We start from the raw sequence: 23,428 nt of genomic DNA, 5'->3' as shown, positions 1-23,428 counted from the left end.
CCCACCGTTGCGTGCGCCACCGTGGCCGGCTTGAAAGCGCCATGACAGGCGATTCCGCCGGATCAAAGACCGATGACAGAGCCGCCACCGCCCCATCAAAAGTTGTAGGAACGCCAGAAATGCCGCTCGGAACTTTCCGAACGCCGTGCGCGAAACCCCACAAACGAAAACGGCCCCGGCAGCGTTGCCGGAGCCGTCTTCGGTTTTCAGTGCGGGCGACCCGGGCGGGCGCCCGCGAGGCTCAGTCGCCCAGCGTCAGCAGCGAGGCGTTGCCGCCTGCGGCCGTCGTGTTGACGGTGATGGTCTTCTCGGTCGCAAAGCGCGGCAGGTAGTGCGGGCCGCCGGCCTTCGGGCCGGTGCCGGACAGGTTCTGGCCGCCGAAGGGCTGCACGCCGACGACCGCGCCGATCTGGTTGCGGTTGACGTAGCAGTTGCCGACCTTGATGCGCGAGGCGATCCTCTCGATCGTCTCGTCGATGCGCGAATGGATGCCCAGCGTCAGGCCGTAGCCGGTCGCGTTGATCTGGTCGATCACCGCATCGAGCTGGTCGGCCTTCCAGCGGATCACGTGCAGCACCGGTCCGAAGATTTCCTTGTGCAACTGGTCCAGCGACTTGAGCGTGTACGCGCGCGGGGCGAAGAAGCTGCCGTTCGCGGCGTCGGCATCGAGCGCGACTTCGGCGACCTTCGTCGCTTCGCGGTCCATGCGTTCGGCGTGGTCGCGCAGCATCTTCAGCGCGTCCTCGTCGATCACCGGGCCGACGTCGGTCGACAGCAGGCCCGGATCGCCGACCTTCAGCTCGGCCATCGCGCCGGCGAGCATCGTGGTGACCTTGTCGGCGATGTCGTCCTGCACGAACAGCACGCGCGCGGCCGAGCAGCGCTGGCCGGCGGAGGTGAAGGCCGAGGCGATCGCGTCCTTCACCACCTGCTCGGGCAGCGAGGACGAGTCGGCGATCAGCGCGTTCTGGCCGCCGGTTTCGGCGATGAGCACGCCGATGGCCGCGTCGCGCGCGGCGAGCGCGCGGTTGATCGCGCGCGCGGTGTCGGTCGAACCGGTGAACGCAACGCCGGCGATGCGCGGATCCTTGGTCAGCGCGGCGCCGACGGTGGCGCCGTCGCCCGGCAGAAACTGCACGACCGCTTCCGGCACGCCGGCTTCGTGCAGCAGCTTCACCGCGTAGTAGCCGATCAGATTGGTCTGCTCGGCCGGCTTGGCGATGACGCTGTTGCCGGCGGCGAGCGCCGCGGCGATCTGGCCGGCGAAGATCGCCAGCGGGAAGTTCCACGGGCTGATGCAGACGAACACGCCGCGGCCGGACAGCTGCAGCGTGTTGGATTCGCCGGTCGGGCCCGGCAGCGGCTCGATCGCGAACTGCTTGCGCGCCTGCGCGGCGTAGTAGCGCAGGAAGTCGACGGCTTCGCGCACTTCGGCCACGCCGTCCGGGATCGACTTGCCGGCTTCGCGCGTGCACAGCGCGATGTATTGCGGCATGCGCTGCTCGAGCAGGTCGGCGGCATGTTCCAGGATCGCGGCGCGGCTGGCGGCCGGCGTCATGTTCCAGGCATCGTGCGCGGCGACGGCGTTCTGCAGGGCCTTCTCGACGGTCGCGCTGTCGGCGGCCTGCCACTGGCCGACGGTCTGGCGACGGTCCGCCGGGTTGGTCACCGCGATCTGCGGGCCGGTGACGTTCGCGCCCGGCACGAGCGGCGTGGCGCGCCATTCGCTGCGCGCGGCGGCGTTGATCTGGTCGGCGAGCGTGCGCAGCTGGTCGTCGTTGGCGAGGTTGATGCCCATGGAGTTGGTCCTGTCGATGCCGAAACTGCGGTACAGATCGATCGGCTGCGGAATGCGCGGATGCGGGATGGATTCGAAGGAGGACACCGTCTCGACCGGATCGCGGACCAGGTCGTCGATGGCGATGTCCTCGTCGGTGATGCGGTTGACGAAGCTGGAGTTGGCGCCGTTCTCGAGCAGGCGGCGCACCAGGTACGGCAGCAGGTCCTCGTGCGAACCGACCGGCGCGTACACGCGGCACGGCACGTCCAGGCGATCGGCCGGGATCACCTCGGCATACAGGTCGTCGCCCATGCCGTGCAGCTTCTGGAACTCGAAGTGCTTCGCACGGCCCATCGACCTCGCGCGCTGGTGGATCGTCGCGATCGTCTGCGCGTTGTGCGTGGCGAACATCGGATAGATCGCATCGGACGCCTCGAGCATGCGGCGCGCGTTGGCGAGGTAGCTCACGTCGGTGTTCGGCTTGCGCGTGAACACTGGATAGCCGGGCTGGCCTTCGACCTGCGCGCGCTTGACCTCGCTGTCCCAGTAGGCGCCCTTCACCAGGCGCACCGGGATGCGGCGGCCGGTGCGGCGGGCGAGGTCGGCGATGAAGTCGATCGCCTCCGGCGCGCGCTTCTGGTACGCCTGGATCGCCAGGCCGTAGCCTTCCCAGCCGTCGAGCGAGGCGTCGGAATACGCGGCGGCGATGACGTCGAGCGACAGCTCCAGGCGGTCGGCTTCCTCCGCATCGACCGTGAAGCCGATGCCGTAGGACTTGGCCATCTGCGCCAGTTCCAGCACGCGCGGCACCAGTTCCGACATCACGCGCGCGCGCTTGGCGTGCTCGTAGCGCGGATGCAGCGCCGAAAGCTTCACCGAGATCGACGGCGCGGCGAAGACGTCCTTGCCCTTGAAGTCGCCGCTCTTGCCGATCGCGTGGATCGCGTCGCGGTACGCCTGCAGGTAGCGCAGCGCGTCCTTCGTGGTCAGCGCGCCTTCGCCGAGCATGTCGAACGAATAGCGGTAGGCGGCGTTGCCGTTCTTCTGCGAACGGGCGAGCGCCTCGCCGATTGTGCGACCCATCACAAATTGATGGCCCATGATCTTCATCGCCTGGCGCACGGCCAGGCGGATCACCGGCTCGCCGACACGGCCGAGCAGGCGCTTGAAGGCGCCGTGCACGTCGCGCTTGGTCTCGTCCGCTAGGTCGACCAGGTGGCCGGTCAGCATCAGGCCCCAGGTCGAGGCGTTGACCAGCACCGAGTCCGACTGGCCCATGTGCTTCTTCCAGTCCGCATCGCCGAGCTTGTCGCGGATCAGCTTGTCGGCGGTCTCCTGGTCCGGAATCCGGAGCAGTGCTTCGGCCACGCACATCAGCAGCACGCCTTCCTCGCTGCCCAGGTCGTACTGGCGCATGAAGGCCTCGATCGCGCCCTGGTCCTTGGCGCGGGCGCGGACGCGGCGGACGAGGTCCGCCGCGGTGGCCTGCGCCTGGAGGCGGTCGGCCTCGGGCAGGCGGGCGCGGTCGAGCAGGGCGCGCACGTGGCTGGCTTCGTCGCGGACCCAGCCGGCGGTGATGGCGGCGCGCGGCGCGGCGGGGACGGGCGGGAGTTCGGGGCTGATCAGCGCGTGCGGCGCCGGCGGGCCGTCGCTTTCGACGGCGGTGGCGGAATGGATGGTCATGGGCCAGGAGACAGCCGAGGGAAGCCCGATAGTCTAGAGGTTCCGGGTCGCGCCCGGTGTTGCGCGCTTGGCCTGCTAGCGTCGTCGCGACGCGCCGGGGGTGCTGGACGGGCGCGGCCGGTATTGCGAAATTTGCCGGAAGTCCGGTGCGGTTTGACCGGCGCGGTTGTTGGGTTCGTGAACCGCAGGTAAAATGAGCGGTTCCGCGGGGCAGTTTTCCGGTTCCCTGTTTGGGTCCTACAAGGGCTGTGATGCCCACTGCCCCGAGTCGCGGATGAGCCCGCCAGCCAAGCCGAACGGCTCAGCCAGTCCAAAACATCAAGCGTACTTTTGGGGCTCGAACAGATGAAAGCCGGTCGTTTCAAGCAGTGGGGCGCGGGCATCGCCGCGATGGCGCTGCCGGTCCTTGCCAGTGCGCAGGCGGCCGATCCCAAGCCGTGGCAGCTCAACATGGGCCAGGGCGTGACCGTCCAGTCGGCCAACGCCTACAGCGCGCACATGTTCGCCCTGTGGGTGTGCGTGATCATCGGCATCCTGGTGTTCGGCGCCATGGGCTACGCCATGTTCAAGTTCCGCCACGCCAAGGGTGCGGTGCCGGACAAGGATTTCACCCACAGCACGAAGCTCGAGGTCATCTGGACCGTCGTCCCCGTCGTGCTGCTGGTCCTGATGGCGTTCCCCGCCACCAGCAAGCTGATCAAGATGTACGACACCCGCAACGCCGAGATGACCGTCAAGATCACCGGCTACCAGTGGATGTGGAAGTACGACTACCTGGGCGAGAACGTCGGCTTCACCAGCCGCCTGGACCGCAAGAGCGACCAGATCCGCCAGAGCGGCGTCGATGCCCGCACGGCCGACCACCCGCACTACCTGCTCGACGTCGACAACGTGCTGGTGCTGCCCACCGACACCAAGATCCGCTTCGTCATCACCGCCGACGACGTGATCCACGCGTGGTGGGTGCCGGCGCTGGGCTGGAAGCAGGACGCGATCCCGGGCATCGTCAACGAGGCCTGGACCGACATCAAGGAGCCGGGCATCTACCGCGGCCAGTGCGCGGAACTGTGCGGCAAGGACCACGGCTTCATGCCGATCGTGGTCAAGGCCGTGCCGAAGGCCGAGTACCAGCAGTGGCTCGCCGCGCAGAAGGCGAAGAACGCTCCTGCACCGGCTCCGGCCGCGCAGCCCGCCGCCCCGGCCCAGCCGGAAGCGACCACCCCGAACACCGACGCCACGGCCGCGACTGCTGCAAAGCAGACGCCGGTCGCCGGCTGATCGTCCCGAAATCCTGAGGTAGGCCATGGCCGTCACGCACGCTGACACCCACCATCACGATGATCACGCCCACAAGCAGGGCTTCATCGAGCGTTGGTTCTTCTCGACCAACCACAAGGACATCGGGACGCTGTACCTGATCTTCAGCTTCATCATGTTCATCATCGGCGCAGGCATGTCGGTGGTGATCCGTGCGGAGCTGCTGCAGCCGGGTCTGCAGTTCGTCGAACCGATGTTCTTCAACCAGATGACCACCGTGCACGCGCTGGTCATGATCTTCGGCGGCGTCATGCCGGCCTTCGTCGGCCTGGCGAACTGGATGATTCCGCTGCAGATCGGCGCGCCGGACATGGCGCTGCCGCGCATGAACAACTGGTCCTTCTGGATCCTGCCGTTCGCTTTCGCGATGCTGCTGCTGACGCTGTTCCTGCCGGGCGGCGCCCCGGCCGGCGGCTGGACGCTGTATCCGCCGCTGTCGCTGCAGGGCGGCAGCAACGTGGCCTTCGCGATCTTCGCCATCCACATGATGGGCATCAGCTCGATCATGGGCGCGATCAACGTCATCGCCACCGTGCTGAACATGCGCGCGCCGGGCATCGACCTTTTGAAGATGCCGATCTTCTGCTGGACCTGGCTCATCACCGCGTTCCTGCTGATCGCCGTGATGCCGGTGCTCGCCGGCGCGGTGACGATGCTGCTGACCGACAAGTTCTTCGCCACCTCGTTCTTCAACGCGGCCGGCGGCGGCGACCCGGTGATGTTCCAGCACATCTTCTGGTTCTTCGGCCATCCCGAGGTCTACATCATGATCCTGCCGGCGTTCGGCGTCGTGTCGGAGATCATCCCGACCTTCAGCCGCAAGCCGCTGTTCGGCTACCAGGCCATGGTGTACGCGACCGCGTCGATCGCGTTCCTCTCGTTCATCGTGTGGGCGCACCACATGTTCACCGTCGGCATGCCGCTGGGTGGCGAGATCTACTTCATGTTCGCCACGATGCTGATCGCCGTGCCGACGGGCGTGAAGGTATTCAACTGGGTGACCACGATGTGGCGCGGCTCGATCTCGTTCGAGGCGCCGATGCTGTGGGCGATCGCGTTCGTGATCCTGTTCACCATCGGTGGTTTCTCGGGCCTGATGCTCGCCATCGTCCCGGCGGACTTCCAGTACCACGACACCTACTTCGTGGTTGCGCACTTCCACTACGTGCTGGTGACCGGCGCGCTGTTCTCCATCATCGCCGCGACCTATTACTGGTGGCCGAAGTGGACCGGCCGCATGTACAACGAGGGCTGGGCGAAGTTCCACTTCTGGTGGACGATGATCTTCGTCAACCTGCTGTTCTTCCCGCAGCACTTCCTGGGCCTGGCCGGCATGCCGCGCCGCATCCCGGACTACAACGTGGTGTTCGCGGACTGGAACTTCGTCAGCTCGATCGGCGCGTTCGGCATGTTCGTCACGCCGTTCATGATGGCCTTCATCCTGTGGCGCTCGAAGGCCGTGGGCGTCAAGGCCGAAGCCCGCGCCTGGCCGACCGCCCGTGGCCTGGAGTGGACCGTGCCGAGCCCGGCGCCGCACCACACGTTCTCGACGCCGCCGGTCATCAAGGATGGCGATCTCGCGCACGGCGACATCACGCATTAAGAGGTAGCAGAGGAAAAGGCGCGGAGGTTCCCGGCTTCGGATACGTGGTCGCTCTTCCACAACCCCGCCGTTACGCCGCTTCGCGACGCAACGGCCGCCCCCTTGACTCAAGGGGGCTCCAGAAGCCAAAGCCTCTTCGCCCCTCACGTTGGACACCGCAATGAACCAGCCGACCCACAACCCCGACGAGATCGCAGCGCGCCGCAAGGCCGCGCGTCGCACGGCGTTGTGGGTGGCGGCGATCGCGGTCGCGGTGTACGTGGTGTTCATCGCGATGAACACGGTGGGCAAGTGAACGGCGCGCAGGGCCAGCACGACCAGCACGAATCCGCACCGGCGGCGCCGGCGCGCAAGAGCGCGGGCCTGGCGAAGATGGTGGTCGTCGCCATCGGCGCGTTCGCGCTGACCTTCGCGCTGGTGCCGCTGTACCGCATCGCGTGCGAGAAGGTGTTCGGCATCCGCCTGGAGCGCACCGCGGCCGAGGGCGTGCAGGACGCCCACGCGGCGCCGGCGAAGCGCGTGATCACCGTGCAGTTCGACGGCGGCGTCAATTCGAAGCTGCCGTGGGAGTTCTCGCCGAACCAGGTCACGATGCAGGTCGTGCCCGGCGAGCTGTACGAAACCACCTACCACGCGCGCAACACCTCGCAGCGTACCGTCGTCGGCAGCGCCGTCCCGTCGGTCGCGCCGGCGCGCGCGTCGGGCTACTTCAGCAAGACCGAATGCTTCTGCTTCACCGCCCAGACGCTCAAGGCCGGTGAAGTGCGCGACATGCCGGTGCGCTTCATCGTCGATCCGAACCTGCCGGCCGACGTGAAGACCATCACCCTGTCGTATACCTTCTTCAAGAACGACGCGCTCACCGCCCAGGCGCAGGGAACGGCCCACGCCGCGCCCGCGCCGATGTCGGCGCCCTGACGCGACCCTTTCCCAGCAATCGCACCACTGACCGGAACGCCGCCATGGCCCAAGCCCAATCAGACGCCAACATCTACTTCGTGCCGCACAGCAGCCGTTGGCCGTTCCTCGGTTCGATCGCGCTGTTCACCACCATGGTCGGCATCGCCAGTTGGTTCAACGAAGTCAGCTGGGGCAAGCCGGTGTTCTTCTTCGGCATCGCGCTGATGGTCGGCGTGCTGTTCGGCTGGTTCGGCGACGTCGTGCGCGAGTCGGTGCGCGGCAACTACAACAAGCAGGTGGACACCTCGTTCCGCATGGGGATGATCTGGTTCATCTTCTCGGAAGTGATGTTCTTCGGCGCCTTCTTCGGCGCGCTGTTCTACGCCCGCCAGTACGCGATGCCGTGGCTGGGCGGCGAAGGCGACGGCGTGATGACCAACTCGCTGCTGTGGCCGGGCTTTTCGGCGGCGTGGCCGAGCAACGGCCCGGGCGGCATCGGCGGGGTCTACCAGACGATCCCGGCGTGGGGCCTGCCGCTGCTCAACACGCTGATCCTGCTCACCTCGGGCATGACGGTCACCATCGCGCACCACGCGCTGAAGGCCGGCCACCGCAAGCAGCTGCTGGTCTTCCTCGGCCTGACCGTGCTGCTCGGCGCGCTGTTCCTGTTCTTCCAGGCGGAGGAATACATCCACGCCTACACCGAGCTGAACCTCACGCTGGGTTCGGGCATCTACGGTTCGACGTTCTTCATGCTGACCGGCTTCCACGGCGCGCACGTCACGCTCGGCACGATCATGCTGGCGGTGATCTGGTTCCGCTGCCTGAAGGGCCACTTCACCAAGGACAACCATTTCGCGTTCGAAGCGGTCGCCTGGTACTGGCACTTCGTCGACGTGGTGTGGCTGGGCCTGTTCCTGTTCGTCTACGTGCTGTAACAGCACGTGATTCGTGATTGGTGATTCGTGATTCGCTGAAAGCGCAGCCGCATTCACCAATCCACAAGAAAGGCGACGGGATAACCGTCGCCCTTTTTGCTTTTACGAATCACAAATCACGAATCACGAATCACGATTCACCGACCGGCGCCTTACGGCCCGCCGTGGAACTTGATCCACCCCATGTAGTTGGCCAGCACCACGAGCAGGATCAGCGCGATGGACAGCGCGATGCGGCGGGTGAGCGCGTTGACGGTGCGCTTGCTCTCGCCCTTGTCCACGAGCATGTAGTAGAGGCCCGCGCCCAGGTTCCACAGGATGACGATCAGGAAGGCGATGATCAGCAGTGTCTTGAGCGAGTCGTTCATGGGGGCCTCCCGTCGGCCCCGGATCGGGGCGTGCCGGCCATTATGGCGCCGCATCGAGAGGAAGTCGTGAGCCGGAACCGCACGCTCGTGATCGGCTGGGTCGCCGCGCTGGTGGCGATCGCGCTGTTCGTGAACCTGGGGCTGTGGCAGTCGCGGCGCGCCGTGGAGAAGCAGGCGATGCTCGATGCCGCCGCGGCCGTGATGGCCGACCGCACGCCGCAGCCGCTGTCGCTGGCCGGCGATGCCGCACGTGCGCGCGAGTACGACTGGGTCGCCGGCAGCGGTACGTTCGATGCGCGCGATGCGCTGCTGCTCGACAACCAGCAGCGCAACCGCCGCGCCGGCGTGCGCGTGTATCGCATCTTCGTGCCTGCGCAGGGCGCCCCGATGCTGGTGGACCTGGGCTGGCTGCCGCTGTCGGGCGATCGCAAGCTGCCCGGGATCCCCAACCTGGATGCCCCGCAGGCGCTGCGCGGCCTGCTCGTGCCGCCGCCGTCGAGCGGCCTCGCGCTCGGTCCGGCAATGGCGAAGCAGGGCGACGTCTGGCTGATGACGCGCGTCGACCTGGCGGCCATCGCGAGCGAAACCGGCCTGTCGGTACCGCTCGCGCCGCGCGTGCTGCGCCTGGACCCGGACCTGCGCATCGGCTACGAGCGCGACCTGGAGCTGCTGCCCAACACGCTGCCCCCCGACCAGCATCGCGGTTACGCCGTGCAATGGTTCGCGCTCGCCGCGGCCGTGCTCGCGACCGCGTTGATCCTCACCTTCCGCAAGCGCCGTCGGCCATAAGGAGTTCGCATGAGCGACGACACGATCCCCAATCGCGACATGCCCAACAGGCGCCGCAACCGCATCCTGCTGCTGCTCCTGTTCGCGATGTTCTTCGGCAGCATGCTGGTCGCGGGTTTGCTGCGTTTCTCCGGCTGGCGTCCGTCGGGCACGAAGAACGTCGGCGAACTGCTCGATCCGCCGGGCGATGTGCGCACGCTGTCCCCACGCCTGCTCGCCGGTGGCGAGTACGTGTGGAAGGGCGCCGAGCGCACCTGGCGCATCGTGATCGCGCCGTCGGCCGATTGCGGAGCCGAATGCGAGACGCTCGCGCGCGAGGTCGACATCGTGTGGCAGCTGTTCGGCAAGGACGCGGACGACGTGCACGTGCTGTGGCTGTGCCCGACCGACGCCTGCGCCTGGCCCGCCGGCGCGCCGCAGCCGGGCACGCTGAAACTGCTGGCTCCCAACGCGCAGCTGCGCGCGGGCTTGGCGCGCGTCGACGACACCGTCGTCGCCGGCAAGCCCGGTGCCCGCGGCGTGCCCGCCTACGTGATCGATCCCTACGGCTTCGTCATTCTGCGTTACGCTCCCGGCTTCGATCCGTCCGGCCTGCGCACGGACGTCGCCCGCCTGGTCAAGTTGAAGTGACCGGCGAACGACGAAGGAACAACGACAGGTTCTGATGAGCAGCATGACCATGCCCACCGAATCCCGGACCGGCTCGCGCCCCGCGGTTTACCGACATTTCCATCGCCTCGCCTGGCTGGCCGTCGCACTCGCGTTCGGCGTCATCGTGTTCGGCGCGTTCGTGCGCCTGTCGAACGCCGGCCTCAGCTGCCCCGACTGGCCGACCTGCTACGGCCGCGCCGCGTGGCCGACCGTCGCGCATGAGGTCGTCGACCACGCCGCCACCGCGATCCGCCCCGTCGAAGTGCACAAGGCGTGGCGCGAGCAGTTCCACCGCATGATCGCCGGCACGCTCGGCGTGCTGGTGCTGGGCCTGGCGCTGCTCGCCGCGCGTCGTCGCAAGTACGGCGTGGCGCAGGTGATCGCGGCCTCGGTGCTGGTCGCCATCGGCATACCGCTCTACATGCACGGCGAACACGTCGCCGCGTCCGTGCTGGCCATCGCCGGCGAGGCGATCCTGCTGGTCGCCGCATTGCGCTGGAGCAACGTCGACCTCGCGCGCGTGGCGTCGATCACGCTCGCGGTGATCATCTTCCAGGCGCTGCTGGGCATGTGGACGGTGACGTGGCTGCTCAAGCCCATCGTCGTGATGGGCCATCTGCTCGGCGGCCTGCTGACGTTCTCGCTGATCCTGTGGATGGCGTGGCGCGCCACGCACATTCCGATCCGGCTTGCCGAAGCCACCCTCGTGCGCCGCCTGGTGATGGCCGGCCTCGTGCTGCTCGCCGTGCAGATCGCACTCGGCGGCTGGACCAGCGCGAACTACGCCGCGCTCGCGTGCGGCAACGATTTCCCGACCTGCGTCGGCCAGTGGTGGCCACGTCATGATTTCCGCGAAGCCTTCGTCCTGTGGCGTGGCATCGGCGTGGATTACGAAGGCGGCATCCTCGACGGCGAGGCGCGCATCGCGATCCAGCTCGCGCACCGCATGATGGCCGTGGTCGTGTTCGTCTATCTGCTGTGGCTCGCGCTGCGCCTGATCCGCACGCCGGGCATGCGCGGCTGGGCGACGCTGCTGGGCCTGCTGGCGTTCGCGCAAGTGGGCCTGGGCATCGCGAACGTGAAGCTCGGCCTGCCGCTGTCGGTCGCGGTGATGCACAACGCCGGCGCGGTGCTGCTGCTGTTCGTGCTGGTGTCGCTGCTGGCGCGCCTGCGCCCGCCGGAGCCGTGATGTCCGCCGCCATGCCCAAAGCCACCGCCAGGCAGTACTGGGACCTCACCAAGCCGCGCGTCGTCGCGCTGATCGTGTTCACCGCGCTGGTGGGCATGTTCCTGGCGGTGCCAGGGCTGCCGCCGCTGCGCGAATCGGTGCTGGGCTTCCTTGGCATCTGGCTCGCGGCGTCGAGCGCGGCGGCGATCAACCAGCTGCTGGACTCGCGCATCGACGCGAAGATGGCGCGCACGTCATGGCGTCCGATCGTCGCGGGCCAGATCACGCCGACGCAGGCGCTGGTGTTCGCGCTGATCCTCGCCGCGCTGTCCATGGTCATTCTGGTGGTGTGGGTGAACACCATCACCGCGATCCTCACCTTCGCCTCGCTCATCGGCTACGCGGTGATCTACACCGTGTTCCTCAAGCGCGCGACGCCGCAGAACATCGTGATCGGCGGCATCGCCGGCGCGGCGCCGCCGCTGCTGGGCTGGGCCGCCATCACCGGCATGCGCGGCGAATGGGACTGGCCGCATGCGCTGCTGCTGGTGCTGATCATCTTCGTGTGGACGCCGCCGCATTTCTGGGCGCTGGCGATCTTCCGCCGCGCCGACTACGCGCGCGCGATGGTGCCGATGCTGCCGGTCACGCACGGCGTGGAATACACGCGCTGGCAGATCCTGTTCTACACGGTGCTGCTGGTCGCGGTGACGATCCTGCCGTGGGCGGCCGGCATGAGCGGACTGTTCTACCTCGGCGGCGCGCTCGTGCTGGGCGCGGTGTTCCTCGGCTATGCCTGGAAGCTGATGGATCCGCCCGACGAGATGTACGCGATGAAGGTCTTCAACTATTCCATCGTGTACCTCATGGCGCTGTTCGCCTTCCTGTTGCTGGACCACTGGCTGATGCCGCTGCTGCAGCCGGCGCCGGTGATGGAGTTCCAGCCGCAACCCTGACCCGGACCGACCATCGAGACCGCCGAATGACGCGCAACCGCTCCCGCCTCGCACTGACTTCGTTGTTCGCCGGCCTCGTTGCCGCCACCTCCGGCGCTTCCGCGCAGGCGCCGACGCTGATCGAACCACGGTCGCCGTCGGGGGAGGTCGTCGTCACCGCCGATCGCCTGCTCGACGTGCGCACCGGCCGCATGGTCGAGCGTCCGCAGGTGCTCGTGCGCGACGGCCGCATCGTCGAGGTCGCGCGCGCCGGCGCCGCGCTGCCGCCGAACGCGCGCCGCATCGACCTGCCGGGCATGACGCTGATGCCCGGCCTGATCGACATGCACGTGCACCTGGACATCGACCCGACCTACGGCGGCTACACCGGCCTGCAGTTCAACGACCGCTTCTGGTCGATGATTTCCGTGGGCAACGCGCAGCGCACGCTGCTGGCCGGCTTCACCACCATCCGCAACGTCGGTGCGGATGCGTGGAACGACGTCGGCCTGCGCCAGGCGATCGACGAAGGCAAGATCACCGGTCCGCGCATCGTCACTGCGGCGTATTCGTTCGGCGCGACCGGCGGGCATTGCGACTCGACGTTCTTCCCGCCGTCGATGAACCAGAAAAGCCCGTACAACGCCGACACGCCCGACGAAGGGCGGCAGCGCGTGCGCGAGCTGCGCAAGTACGGCGCGCAGGTGATCAAGATCTGCGCGACCGGCGGCGTGTTCTCGCGCAACACCGAACCGGGCCAGCAGCAGATGAGCCTCGCGGAGATGAAGGCCGTCGCCGACGAAGCGCACCAGTGGGGCCTGAAGGTTGCCGCGCACGCGCATGGCGCGGCAGGCATCCGCGACGCGATCCGCGCCGGCGTGGACACGATCGAACACGCGAGCCTGATCGACGACGAAGGCATCCGCCTGGCGAAGCAGCATGGCGCGTGGCTATCGATGGACATCTACAACACCGACTACACGCAGGCCGAAGGCAGGAAGAACGGCGTGCTCGAGGACAACCTGCGCAAGGACCGCGAAGTCGCCGACATCCAGCGCGAGAACTTCCGTCGCGCGCACGCGGCCGGGGCGAGGATGGTCTTCGGCACCGATGCCGGCATCTATCCGCACGGCCACAACGCGAAGCAGTTCGCGGTGATGGTGCGGTATGGCATGACGCCGCTGCAGGCGATCCAGTCCGCGACGCTCGGCGCATCGCAGGCGCTGGCCCGCGAGGACGTCGGCGTGATCGAAGCGAACCGCTGGGCGGACCTGATCGCGGTGCAGGGCGACCCGACGCAGGACGTGACGCTGCTGGAGCGCGTGCCCTTCGTGATGAAGGCTGGGGTGGTGGTGAAGGGTGAGGGCGCCGCGCGCGACCTCTGAGCATTCAACGGCCCGCCATCCGGCGAACCACCCTCGGATCAACCGTCATCCAGTACTCCGTCATCCCGGCGAAGGCCGGGATCCACGCCCGTAACGCACGGGCACTCCCGTTCCCGCTCTTGTAGCCCGGGTAAGCGAAGCGCACCCGGGGACGCGCCTGGAAGCGGAATGCCTGACCCGCGCGCTGCGCATGGCCGGCCATGTTGCCTACTGCGCCGCGATCCTCGGCTCCATCTCCGCATCCAGCAGTGGCGTGGCCGAAGGCAGGCGCGCCGGATCCAGCAGCGCCGCCATCGTCGGATCGGCCGGATACGCCGTGCCGTCGAATTCCAGCGCGACGGTGCCGGTTTCCTCGCCTGAGCCGACGTTCACCAGCAGATCGTGCCAGCCGCGATGGGTGCGCGCGCCGACGGCGATCGGCGCACGCACCGACACCGACTGGCTGACGAGCTTGAACCCGTCCTTCCCGCCGCGGAACACCAGCAGCGTGCAGCCGTCCGACTGGCACCAGTTCTGGTCGTCGAGCAGCATCAGCAGATCCTTCGTGCCGTCGCCGTCGAGGTCGGGCATCGCATCGCGGTGCGCGGGCATCTCGCGGATGCTGCGCGAGGCGAGGAAGGTCTGCAGCGCATTGTCGGCGAGTGCCTTCTCGTTGACGGGCGGCGGCAATTCGGCGCTTGCCTGCGCATCGTTGCGCGCGTTGGTGCTGCATCCCGCGCACGAGAACACGGCCAGGGCGAGCGCCGCAGCCAACGTGAATGGGGTTCGCATATCCAGCTCTCCACCGAAGCTGGCTCAAGCTTGCGCCCGCTGGCGTGGTGGCGGAGTGATCGCTTTTCGGGGGCCGTGTGCGCCCTTGCAGCCCGGGTAAGCGAAGCGCACCCGGGGTGGGGCGCGACAGGTCCCGGGTGCGCTTCGCTCGCCCGGGCTACCAAAGCGTCGTTGCGGATCTACTGCGCCAGCAACGCTTCCTCCCAGAACCGCACCATCGCCGCGTTGAAGTAATCCACGTTCGTCTTCTTCCTGAAACCGTGGCCTTCATCGTCGAACAGCAGGTACCAGACCGGCTGGCCGTTCGCGCGCACCGCCTTCACGATCTGCTCCGCCTCCGTGTACGGCACGCGCGGATCGTTCTTGCCCTGCGCGACGAACAGCCGCGCGCGGATGCGGTCGGCATGGTTGAGCGGCGAGATCGCATCGAACACCTTCGCCATCTCCGGATCGCGTTCGTCGCCGTATTCCGCGCGGCGAAGATCGCGGCGGTAGCTTTCGGTGTTCTTCAGGAACGTGCCGAAGTGGGAAATGCCCACGACGTCCACGCCGGCCCGGATGCGGTCGCTGTAATGCATCAGCGAGGCGAGCACCATGTAGCCGCCGTAACTGCCGCCGTACACGCCCACGCGCGAGGCGTCGAGTTCGGGCTGCCGCGCGATCCAGTCCAGCAGCGCGCCGGTGTCCTTCACCGAATCCTCGCGCTTTTCCGCGTTGTCCAGGCTCAGGTACGTCTTGCCATAGCCTTCCGAACCGCGCACGTTCGGCAGCAGCATCGCCACGCCGAGTTCGTTCGCCATGAACTGCGCGGTCGGGTTGAACAGCGGCAGCGACTGGCCTTCCGGGCCGCCGTGGATGTTGATCACGACGGGAATCTTCTTTCCGGCCGGAACGTTCGCAGGGCGGTAGTAGAACGCGGGGATCTCGCGCGGCTTTCCATCGACCGTGTCGAATGTCGGGTAATGCACCAGCGTCGGCGCGACGAATTTCGACGCGTCCAGGCCGCCCACTTCGCTCTGCGTCCAGCGCGTGAGCTTCGCGGCGTCGAGATCGATGACGTACACATCGCTCGGCGACGTCGCCGAGTTGAGCGTCACCGCCAGCCGCCCGCTGTCGGGCGAGAAGCCGAGGTTCACCACCACGCCCACCGGCAGCTGCGGCAGCTTCAGTTCCCGGTGCGACGGCAGCGCGAGCACGTGAAGCTTGTAGATGCCGTCCTCGTTCGTGGTGTAGGCGAGGTGCTTGCCGTCGTCGGCGATCGTCAGGTCCGCGACGTCCCACGGCGTATCGGCCGTGAGCACCTCGAACTTGCCGGTCTTCGGATCGTGATGGCGCAGGGTGAGGAACTCCTGCGCCTTTCCGTCGATGGGTTCGTCGGAGATGTAGTACACGCCGCGTCCGTCGGGCGAATACCTGAAATCCTTGAGCGCCGCCTTGCCGCCATCCACGGGAAGCATCTCGAGCCTGCCGGTGGCCACATCGACCACGCCCGGATACGACTCGGCGGCCGAGACGTACTTCAGCACCAGCAGTTCGCGGCCGTCGGGCGAGAAGTCCATCGCGTTCCACTGCCCGCCTTCGGTGACGAGCATGCGCGGCTTGCGCGTGGCGAAATCCATCACCCACACGTCGGTGTCCTTTCCGTTGCGCGCGGTGCTGCTCCACGCGAACCGCGTGCCGTCGTGCGAGAACAGCGGGCCCTGGTTGCGCGCCTTGCCGTCGGTCAGCAGCGTGGTTTCGCGCGATTTCAGATCGAACCAGTGCAACTGCCAGAACTCGTTGCCGCCGACGTCCTTGCCGAACACGAAGCCGTCGAGCTTCGCGCGCGGCGGCGCCGCTTCGATCGCGGCGAGCGGCTCGGGATAGAACGTGAGCTGCTCGCGCATGCCCATCGGCGCGCACACGCGATGCGCCTGCGCGGTCTCGGCGAAGCGCGTGCTGACGAGCAGGCAGTCGTCGCTCCAGCCGCCGAAGACCGCGCCGCGCGTGTTCTGGTAGCGGCGCAGGCGCTCGGTCAGCTCGGGCGGAATCGGCGGGATGTTCTCGCTGATGCGATTGCCGGCCTGCTCGCGCACCACCGCGGACGAGGGCTTCGGTTCGGGCGCTTTCGCCTTCTGCGCGGCGGCCGGCGCGGCGCAGGCGAGGAGCAGGGCGGACAGGAGCATGGAACCGCGTGGCGACATGGGCGTTCCCCCGGAATGGAAAGCCCGAGCTTAGCCCGCGCCGCCTTTGCCGCGCCGGGTCGGTGTCGCGATGGCCGGCGGACGGTCAGCCCGCGCCGACGGCACCCGGGCGTATCCGGCGCCACAGGGCGCGCACGCCGAAGCGCACGGCCGCCGAGAGCGCGGCGAAGACCAGCGCGACCAGCAGCGGCAGCACGCCACCGAACGTGAAGGCCATGCCGGCGACGAAGCCCGCGATGCACTCGGCGCGATAGACCGGCGCGAGGACCGCCACGCCGAACAGGCCGAAGAACAGCGCCTGCATGAGGCCCTCCGCCCCGAACTCGAAGCCGGTGGCGAGCGCCATCCCGTACAGGAACGACAGGATCAGCCCCGCCCACATGGCGCGCGTGAACCCACCCAGCCGTCGCGCGCGCCAACCCAGCGCGAGGCCGATTGCGGGCAGCGTCAGCAGGCCGAACGCGTTCGAGATCGCGGGCATGTCGGCGCGGTTGAGCAGGTGGTGGCTCTGGATGCCGCCGCCGAGCGCTTCCAGCGTGAGCTGCACGATCGCGCAGGCCAGCCCGATCGCTGCGGGCACGAGGAGCAGGCGGGTCGAAGACGGCATCGGGAACGCGCTCGGCGGGAGGATGCCGTCACTGTCGCCCGGCGTCCGCTCCCGTCGCATATGCGGAAAGTTCGGGTGACGTTCCGCCCGACCGGCGGTACTCAGTGCCGCTGCAGCAACCGCAGCGACAACAGCTCGCGAAGCTCCTGCTTCTCCGCATCGACCAGCGTCGCCATCCGTGCCTGCAGCGCTTCGATGCGCGCCTGCAACGCCTGCGCGTCGAGGCGCGCGATGGCATCGAGGAACGCCTGCTGCCGGCGGTCGGCGTCGTCCAGCACGCGCGCGTCCAGCGGCGTGGCGGCGGTGGTCTCCACCGCACCCGCGGTGGCGAGCCTGGTCAGCGCCGGCGCTTCGTTGCGGTCGGCGAAATGCTCCAGCAGCAGGCCGGTGGAAATGTCCGGCCGCTGGTGCACCAGCTCGATGATCTCCACCAGCAGGCCGATGCCCGGCTGGTCGAGCGAGGCGAAATGCAGCGATGGCGGCAGCGCGAGCGCGACCTGCGGCTGCTGCATCAGCATCGTGATCGCGCTGCGCACCAGCGAGGGCTTCGAGCCGTGCTGCGACGGGCCCTGCGCACGCGCGCGCTGCGCGGGAACGTGCGTTTCCGGCGAGCTCGCACGTGCGCCGACGCCGGTGAGTTCGGTCAGGCGCTGCTTCATCAGGTCGCCGAACGCGCCGTCGGGAATCTGCGCGAGCAGCGGCTTCGCGCGTTCGGCGAGGCGACCCTTGCCTTCGAGCGTGTGCAGGTTGACGTCGCTGGAGAGCGAGTCGAAGAAGAACTGCGACAGCGGCGTCGCCTGTTGCAGCCGCGCTTCGAAACCGTCACGACCTTCGGCGCGCACCAGCGAATCGGGATCCTCGCCCTCGGGCAGGAACAGGAAGAACGCCTGGCGACCGTCCTTCATGCGCGGCAACACGGATTCCACGGCCTTCCATGCGGCGCCGCGACCGGCGCGGTCGCCGTCGAAACAGAAGTACACGTCGGGCGCGTTGCGGAACAGCAGCTCGGCGTGATCGGGCGTGGTCGCGGTGCCGAGCGTCGCCACCGCCGTGTCGAAGCCGTTCTGGAACAGCGCGATCACGTCCATGTAGCCTTCGACGACGATCAGCCGTTCGATCCTGTTGTGCGCCTGGCGCACCTGCCACAGGCCGTAGAGTTCGCGGCCCTTGTGGAACAGCTCGGTTTCCGGCGAATTGAGGTACTTCGGGCCGTTTTCCTTGTCGAGCACGCGACCGCCGAACGCGATCGTGCGACCGCGGCGGTCGTGGATCGGGAACATCACGCGATCGCGGAACTTGTCGTAGACGTGGCCGCGATCGTTCTTCGAGAACAGGCCGCCGCGTTCGAGCAGCTTCATGCGTCGCGGATCGGTGCCCAGCGCATCGCGCAGCGCGTTGAAACCATCGGGTGCGTAGCCAAGCGAGAAACGCGCGCGTGTTTCGGCATCGACACCGCGACTGTCGAAATAGCCCAGCGCGCGGCCGTTGTTCGTCAGCTGCTTCTGGAAGAACTTCGACGCCGCATCGAGCGCGCCGTACAGATCCTGGCTGTCGGGATTCGCGTTGCGCTGGTGCGTGTCGCGCGGCACTTCCATGCCAAGGCGCTTGGCGAGTTCTTCCACCGCGTCGAGGAACTCGAGGCGGTCGTAGTTCATCAGGAAGCTGATCGCGGTGCCGTGCGCGCCGCAGCCGAAGCAGTGATAGAAGCCCTTCACCGGCGAGACGGTGAAGCTCGGCGAGCGCTCGTCGTGGAACGGGCAGCGCGCCGAATATTCCTTGCCCTGGCGCTTGAGCTGCACGCGCGAACCGATCACCTCGACGAGGTCGGTGCGGGCGAGCAGGTCATCGATGAAAGCGTCGGGAATGCGGGCCATTGGACGATAAGGATGCCACGCGGCTGCAGAGGCGACGAAGCCGGGCATGCGCCCGGCTTCGGTGTTCGATCGATCCCTGACGTAATGGTGGCGCTGCGATCCTTCAAAGCGCCCGGCAGGGAGGCAGCAGTTCCTTGAACCTCCGGGTCGAGCCGCATCGGCATGGATCGTTGCGGCCGGGCTTCTCCACCCGCTCCTCGCTTCCATACACCATCCGGTCGCCGCGCTTCACGCGCGTCCGGGACGGGTATCCCTTGCGGCGCTTACTCGTGACCTCGAAAGCAGGCGACGGCGTGGTGGCTGTTCTTCATGGTGCATCTCGTTGCCAAGGCCCGCCGGGTGGCGGGCCGGAAACGTCCTTACGGGCTCAGGCGCTTCTTCACCAGCGCCGACACCTGCCCCATGTCGGCCTGCCCGGCGAGCTTCGCCTTCAGCGGGCCCATGAGCTTGCCCATGTCGGCCGGACCGGACGCGCCGGTTTCGGCAATGGCGGCGTCGATGGCGGCCAGGATTTCGGCCTCGCCCATCTTGGCCGGGATGTAGCGCTCGATCACGACGATTTCGTCGCGCTCGACCTGCGCAAGGTCCTCGCGGCTGGCCGCTTCGTACTGGCTGACCGAGTCGCGGCGCTGCTTGACCATCTTGTCGAGGACGGCGATCACGGCGGCATCGTCCAGCTCGACGCGTTCGTCCACTTCCTTCTGCTTGATCGCGGCGTTGATCAGCCGGATCACGGCCAGGCTGTGCTTGTCGCCGCCCTTCATGGCGGCCTTCATGTCGTCGGTGAGTCGCTGCTTGAGGGTCATGGCTGGGGTCCCGGGATCAGGATTGGAGGATTCGGGATTCGAAACGCCGGGACCCGGCTGGGGGGAGGCGGGCCTGATTCCCGAATCCCCGATCTCGAATCCCGAGAATCGGAAACACAAAAAGCCGGCAGCGCAGGGCGCGGCCGGCTTGTGCGATGCGTCCGGAAGCGGGTCGCGCGAGGCGCGGGCCCGCCAGGGCGATCAGTACAGGCGCTGACGCTTGGTCACGTCGCGCGAGGCGCGGCGCGCCTGGCGCTTCACCGCGGCTGCGGCCTTGCGCTTGCGTTCCTGGGTCGGCTTCTCGTAGAACTCGCGCTTGCGGGTCTCGGCCAGGACACCGGCCTTCTCGCAGGTGCGCTTGAAGCGACGCAGAGCAAACTCAAAAGGCTCGTTTTCGCGGACTTTGACGCTGGGCATACGTAATCTCGTTTCGGTAACCGGCCCGGGCAGGCCGGGGAAGAGCCGCGCATTATAGCGGCGGGCTTCTTGAAGGTGCAACATAGGCCCACACTTCGGACGCAGGTCCTTGAATCCACACGCGTCCGGCCCGCCGGAAGCGGCCCTGCGCCCCCTCGCGGAAGTCCTTCCTTGAAAGTCCTCGGCATCGAAACCAGCTGCGACGAGACCGGCGTGGCCGTCTACGACACGCAATCCGGCCTGCGCGCGCACGCCCTGTACAGCCAGATCGCGCTGCACGCCGAATACGGCGGCGTGGTGCCCGAGCTGGCCAGCCGCGACCACGTCCGCAAGCTGCTGCCGCTGGTCCGCGAAACCCTGCGCGAGGCCGGCCTGAGGACGTCGGACCTCGATGGCGTCGCGTATACGGCCGGTCCCGGCCTGGTCGGCGCGCTGCTGGTGGGCGCCGGCGTGGCGCGTTCGATGGCGTGGGCGCTGGACGTCCCGGCGATCGGCGTGCACCACATGGAAGGCCACCTGCTCGCGCCGCTGCTGGAGGACGATCCGGAGCGCGGCCGTCCCGAGCCGCCGTTCGTCGCGCTCCTCGTCTCCGGCGGCCATACCCAGCTGGTGCACGTGGAGGCCATCGGCCGCTATCGCCTGCTCGGCGAGACGCTGGACGACGCGGCCGGCGAGGCCTTCGACAAGACCGCCAAGCTGATGGGCCTTCCCTATCCCGGCGGCCCGCAGCTCGCCGCGCTGGCCGAGCAGGGCCGCCCCGGCGTGTTCAGGTTCGCCCGGCCGATGACCGACCGCCCCGGGCTCGATTTCAGCTTCTCCGGCCTGAAGACCCAGGTCCTGCTCGCATGGCAGGGCAGCGACCGCGGAGACGCGGTCCGCGCGGACATCGCGCGCGGCTTCGAGGATGCGGTGGTCGATACGCTGTCGATCAAGTGCGAACGCGCGCTGGACGCGGCCGGCTGCGACACCCTCGTCGTCGCCGGCGGCGTAGGCGCGAACAAGCGCCTGCGCGCGAAGCTCGACGAGATGACGCGCAAGCGCGGCGGCCGCGTGAGCTTCCCGCGCCCGCAGTTCTGCACCGACAACGGCGCGATGATCGCCTACGCCGGCGCGCTTCGGCTCGCCGCCGGGCAACACGGCGACCTCGCGGTGCGCGTCACGCCGCGATGGGATATGGCGACGCTTGAGGCCGTGGTTCATGGTTCGTGATCTGGTGATTCGCGAGCGCAACGGCGCGTCGGGTTAAGCTTTCGCTGTTCGAATCACGTATCCCCAATCACGAATCACGGCCTTCCCATGGACCACGTCTTCATCGAAGGCCTCGAAATCGAGGCGCTGATCGGCATCTACGACTGGGAGCGGCGCATCCGCCAGCCGCTGGTGTTCGACATCGAAATGGCCTTCGACAACCGCGCGCCGGCGGCGAGCGACGCGATCGAGGACACGCTGAACTACAAGGCCGTCAGCAGGCGCGTCGTCGAGTACGTCAGCCAGTCGGATTTCGGGCTGGTGGAAACGCTGGCCGAACGCGTCGCGCAGATCATCCTCGACGAGTTCGGCGTGCAGCGCGTGCGCCTGAAACTGAGCAAGCCCGGCGCGGTGCGCGGTGCGCGCGCGGTGGGCGTGACGATCGAACGTTCCGCATCCTGAAGCTGGCGCCACGTTCCGCATGAGCCGCGCCTACCTGAGCCTGGGCAGCAACGTCGATGCCGTGGCGCATCTGCGCGCCGCCGTGAACGCATTGCGCGAACGCTTCGGCGACGTCGTGCTGTCGCCGGTGTACCGCACGCGCGCCGTCGGTTTCGACGGTCCCGATTTCCACAACGCCGCCGCGATCATCGACACCGACCTGGACCCGCACGTGCTCAACGCGTGGCTGCACGCGCTGGAAGACGCGCACGGCCGCGACCGCAGCGGCCCGCGTTATGGCGATCGCACGCTCGACATCGACATCGTGCTGTTCGATGGGCTTTCGCTGGAGGGCGCGGGCAACCTGCGCATTCCGCGTCCCGAGCTGAAGCACGCATTCGTGCTGCGCCCGCTGGCGGAAATCGCGCCGGACGTCGTCGTGCCCGGCACCGGCCGCACGCTGGCGCAGTTGTGGGATGCGCATCCCGAGCGGGAGGCGACGCTGGAGACGGTGGGGCTGTAAGGCGCTTCGGTATTCGGGAAAGCGGGCCATGCGTCCCGCTTTTCCGCTCTTGCCGATCCCGGATCCCCAATCCCGAATCCCCGCCCCCTTGCCACCACGGCCACGCCGGCCCGACGATGCGCGCTGGTCCATGGGGGACCGGGGAAAATCGCGATGTTCGAGAAGTTCTCACGCAGTTGGGAGCTGGTGAAGGCGAGTGCGGCCGTCCTGCGCTCGGACAAGGAGCTGATGGTGTTTCCGATCGTCTCCGGCATCGCCACGCTGGTGGTGCTGGCGACCTTCCTGGTGCCGGTGATCGGCTGGCGCGTCTTCAGCCAGGGCGCCGCATCGGGCGTGGTGTGGGTGTTCCTGTTCTATTTCTGCCAGTACACGGTGATCGTGTTCTGCAACAGCGCGCTGGTGGCCGCGGCGATGATCCGGCTGGACGGCGGCGATCCGACGCTGGCCGACGGCTTCAATGCGGCCAAGGCGCGGTTGCCTTCGATCCTGGGGTATGCGGCGATCGCGGCGACGGTGGGCGTGATCCTCAAGCGCATGAAGGACGACGACAACCTGCTGATGCGCCTGGTCGGCGGCGGCCTGGGCGCGGCGTGGACGCTGGCGACGTTTCTGGTGGTGCCGGTGCTGGTGCACCAGGAAGTCGGTCCGTTCGAGGCACTCAGGCGCAGCGCCAACCTGCTGCGCCGCACCTGGGGCGAGAACGCGATCGGCAACGTGGGCATCGGCCTGGCGTTCGGGCTGATCTCGTTCGCGATCGTGGTGGTCGGCGCGCTGGTGGCGTTCGTGGCGGCGCAGCTGTCGGCGGCGCTGGCGGTGGTTGTCGTCGTGCTGTTCGTGATCGGCCTGCTGATGCTGGGCGTGTACCAGGCGGCGCTGAGCGGGATCTATTCGGCGGCGCTGTACCGCTACGCGATGGAAGGCGAGGCGCCGCCGGCGTTCCGCGCGCTGCAGTTGGAGTCGGCGTTCGCGGCGAAGTGATCGCAGTGCCGCGGCCCCGGCCTTCCTTGGATGACGGTGTTCTCGGGAGGCGATGTTGCCGGTCGCCGATGTTCTTTCGTAGCCCGGGTAAGCGAAGCGCACCCGGGTAGGCGGGGTGATGGC

Annotated in this window: 22 protein-coding genes; 14 read left to right on the top strand and 8 right to left on the bottom strand. The window is 67.9% G+C overall.

What is annotated here, in order from left to right; genetic code table 11:
- Positions 1 to 241: 241 nt before the first annotated feature.
- Complete coding sequence (gene putA / locus I4U41_RS17355) at positions 242 to 3,463, bottom strand: bifunctional proline dehydrogenase/L-glutamate gamma-semialdehyde dehydrogenase PutA (RefSeq protein ID WP_206862412.1); 3,222 nt, start codon at positions 3,461 to 3,463, stop codon at positions 242 to 244.
- A 345-nt stretch (positions 3,464 to 3,808) separates the two neighbouring features.
- Between putA and coxB the strand changes: the two genes are divergently transcribed.
- From coxB to I4U41_RS17335, 5 genes are all read left to right on the top strand, one after another.
- Positions 3,809 to 4,741, top strand: coding sequence for a cytochrome c oxidase subunit II (coxB, locus tag I4U41_RS17350; protein ID WP_206862411.1), 933 nt, complete (start codon positions 3,809 to 3,811; stop codon positions 4,739 to 4,741).
- 25 nt (positions 4,742 to 4,766) lie between these two features.
- On the top strand, positions 4,767 to 6,383 hold the full coding sequence (gene ctaD, locus I4U41_RS17345) for a cytochrome c oxidase subunit I (protein WP_206862410.1): 1,617 nt from the start codon (positions 4,767 to 4,769) through the stop codon (positions 6,381 to 6,383).
- 160 nt (positions 6,384 to 6,543) lie between these two features.
- A complete protein-coding gene (locus I4U41_RS18500; protein WP_255542122.1) occupies positions 6,544 to 6,678 on the top strand; it encodes a hypothetical protein in 135 nt (44 codons plus the stop codon).
- A complete protein-coding gene (locus I4U41_RS17340) occupies positions 6,675 to 7,301 on the top strand; it encodes a cytochrome c oxidase assembly protein (RefSeq protein ID WP_320415216.1) in 627 nt (208 codons plus the stop codon). The genes I4U41_RS18500 and I4U41_RS17340 overlap by 4 nt, the downstream gene beginning before the upstream one ends.
- 44 nt (positions 7,302 to 7,345) lie before the next feature.
- Positions 7,346 to 8,221: a cytochrome c oxidase subunit 3 gene (locus I4U41_RS17335; protein WP_206862409.1), complete on the top strand. Its 876-nt coding sequence runs from the start codon at positions 7,346 to 7,348 to the stop codon at positions 8,219 to 8,221.
- A gap of 152 nt (positions 8,222 to 8,373) precedes the next feature.
- Here I4U41_RS17335 and I4U41_RS17330 read toward each other — a convergent pair whose 3' ends face one another.
- Positions 8,374 to 8,589, bottom strand: coding sequence for a twin transmembrane helix small protein (locus I4U41_RS17330; protein ID WP_158983730.1), 216 nt, complete (start codon positions 8,587 to 8,589; stop codon positions 8,374 to 8,376).
- Positions 8,590 to 8,655: 66 nt separating this feature from the next.
- Here I4U41_RS17330 and I4U41_RS17325 point away from each other — a divergent pair, with 66 nt between their 5' ends.
- The 5 genes from I4U41_RS17325 to I4U41_RS17305 are packed head-to-tail and all read left to right on the top strand — an operon-like array spanning position 8,656 to position 13,517.
- Positions 8,656 to 9,378 (top strand): SURF1 family cytochrome oxidase biogenesis protein, encoded by a 723-nt coding sequence (locus I4U41_RS17325; RefSeq protein WP_206862408.1) that lies wholly within the window; start codon positions 8,656 to 8,658, stop codon positions 9,376 to 9,378.
- Between the two features lie 9 nt (positions 9,379 to 9,387).
- Positions 9,388 to 10,008 carry a hypothetical protein gene (locus I4U41_RS17320; RefSeq protein WP_242525315.1) on the top strand — a complete coding sequence of 207 codons (621 nt, stop codon included), beginning with the start codon at positions 9,388 to 9,390 and terminating at the stop codon, positions 10,006 to 10,008.
- Positions 10,009 to 10,051: 43 nt separating this feature from the next.
- The gene (locus I4U41_RS17315; RefSeq protein ID WP_242525338.1) at positions 10,052 to 11,218 is read left to right on the top strand and encodes a COX15/CtaA family protein; all 1,167 of its coding nucleotides are present in this window, start codon (positions 10,052 to 10,054) and stop codon (positions 11,216 to 11,218) included.
- A gap of 11 nt (positions 11,219 to 11,229) precedes the next feature.
- Complete coding sequence (cyoE, locus tag I4U41_RS17310) at positions 11,230 to 12,153, top strand: heme o synthase (RefSeq protein WP_425492632.1); 924 nt, start codon at positions 11,230 to 11,232, stop codon at positions 12,151 to 12,153.
- 26 nt (positions 12,154 to 12,179) lie between these two features.
- Positions 12,180 to 13,517, top strand: a complete 1,338-nt coding sequence (locus tag I4U41_RS17305; RefSeq protein ID WP_206862406.1) for a Xaa-Pro dipeptidase — start codon at positions 12,180 to 12,182, stop codon at positions 13,515 to 13,517.
- 207 nt (positions 13,518 to 13,724) lie between these two features.
- On the opposite strand, the gene I4U41_RS17300 is transcribed toward I4U41_RS17305, so the two are convergent.
- The 6 genes from I4U41_RS17300 to rpsU form a co-directional block, all read right to left on the bottom strand.
- Positions 13,725 to 14,288 carry a hypothetical protein gene (locus tag I4U41_RS17300; protein ID WP_206862405.1) on the bottom strand — a complete coding sequence of 188 codons (564 nt, stop codon included), beginning with the start codon at positions 14,286 to 14,288 and terminating at the stop codon, positions 13,725 to 13,727.
- A 179-nt stretch (positions 14,289 to 14,467) separates the two neighbouring features.
- Positions 14,468 to 16,453 (bottom strand): S9 family peptidase, encoded by a 1,986-nt coding sequence (locus I4U41_RS17295; protein WP_206862404.1) that lies wholly within the window; start codon positions 16,451 to 16,453, stop codon positions 14,468 to 14,470.
- A 103-nt stretch (positions 16,454 to 16,556) separates the two neighbouring features.
- On the bottom strand, positions 16,557 to 17,078 hold the full coding sequence (locus I4U41_RS17290) for a hypothetical protein (RefSeq protein WP_206862403.1): 522 nt from the start codon (positions 17,076 to 17,078) through the stop codon (positions 16,557 to 16,559).
- Between the two features lie 101 nt (positions 17,079 to 17,179).
- Positions 17,180 to 18,952 carry a DNA primase gene (gene dnaG, locus I4U41_RS17285; RefSeq protein ID WP_206862402.1) on the bottom strand — a complete coding sequence of 591 codons (1,773 nt, stop codon included), beginning with the start codon at positions 18,950 to 18,952 and terminating at the stop codon, positions 17,180 to 17,182.
- A gap of 359 nt (positions 18,953 to 19,311) precedes the next feature.
- Complete coding sequence (locus I4U41_RS17280) at positions 19,312 to 19,758, bottom strand: GatB/YqeY domain-containing protein (RefSeq protein WP_206862401.1); 447 nt, start codon at positions 19,756 to 19,758, stop codon at positions 19,312 to 19,314.
- A 201-nt stretch (positions 19,759 to 19,959) separates the two neighbouring features.
- A complete protein-coding gene (gene rpsU / locus I4U41_RS17275; protein WP_031371286.1) occupies positions 19,960 to 20,175 on the bottom strand; it encodes a 30S ribosomal protein S21 in 216 nt (71 codons plus the stop codon).
- 171 nt (positions 20,176 to 20,346) lie between these two features.
- Here rpsU and tsaD point away from each other — a divergent pair, with 171 nt between their 5' ends.
- The 4 genes from tsaD (at position 20,347) to I4U41_RS17255 (ending at position 23,305) form a co-directional block, all read left to right on the top strand.
- Positions 20,347 to 21,384 carry a tRNA (adenosine(37)-N6)-threonylcarbamoyltransferase complex transferase subunit TsaD gene (tsaD, locus tag I4U41_RS17270; protein ID WP_206862400.1) on the top strand — a complete coding sequence of 346 codons (1,038 nt, stop codon included), beginning with the start codon at positions 20,347 to 20,349 and terminating at the stop codon, positions 21,382 to 21,384.
- A gap of 87 nt (positions 21,385 to 21,471) precedes the next feature.
- Positions 21,472 to 21,825 carry a dihydroneopterin aldolase gene (folB, locus tag I4U41_RS17265; RefSeq protein ID WP_206862399.1) on the top strand — a complete coding sequence of 118 codons (354 nt, stop codon included), beginning with the start codon at positions 21,472 to 21,474 and terminating at the stop codon, positions 21,823 to 21,825.
- Between the two features lie 19 nt (positions 21,826 to 21,844).
- Positions 21,845 to 22,327 carry a 2-amino-4-hydroxy-6-hydroxymethyldihydropteridine diphosphokinase gene (gene folK, locus I4U41_RS17260; protein ID WP_206862398.1) on the top strand — a complete coding sequence of 161 codons (483 nt, stop codon included), beginning with the start codon at positions 21,845 to 21,847 and terminating at the stop codon, positions 22,325 to 22,327.
- Between the two features lie 153 nt (positions 22,328 to 22,480).
- Positions 22,481 to 23,305: a DUF6159 family protein gene (locus I4U41_RS17255; protein ID WP_206862397.1), complete on the top strand. Its 825-nt coding sequence runs from the start codon at positions 22,481 to 22,483 to the stop codon at positions 23,303 to 23,305.
- Positions 23,306 to 23,428 lie beyond the last annotated feature (123 nt).

Source organism: Lysobacter changpingensis, assembly GCF_017308985.1.
Classification (GTDB): domain Bacteria; phylum Pseudomonadota; class Gammaproteobacteria; order Xanthomonadales; family Xanthomonadaceae; genus Lysobacter_J; species Lysobacter_J changpingensis.
The sequence above is the reverse complement of the archived record's forward strand: the minus strand, read 5'-3'. Positions and strand labels throughout refer to the sequence as shown.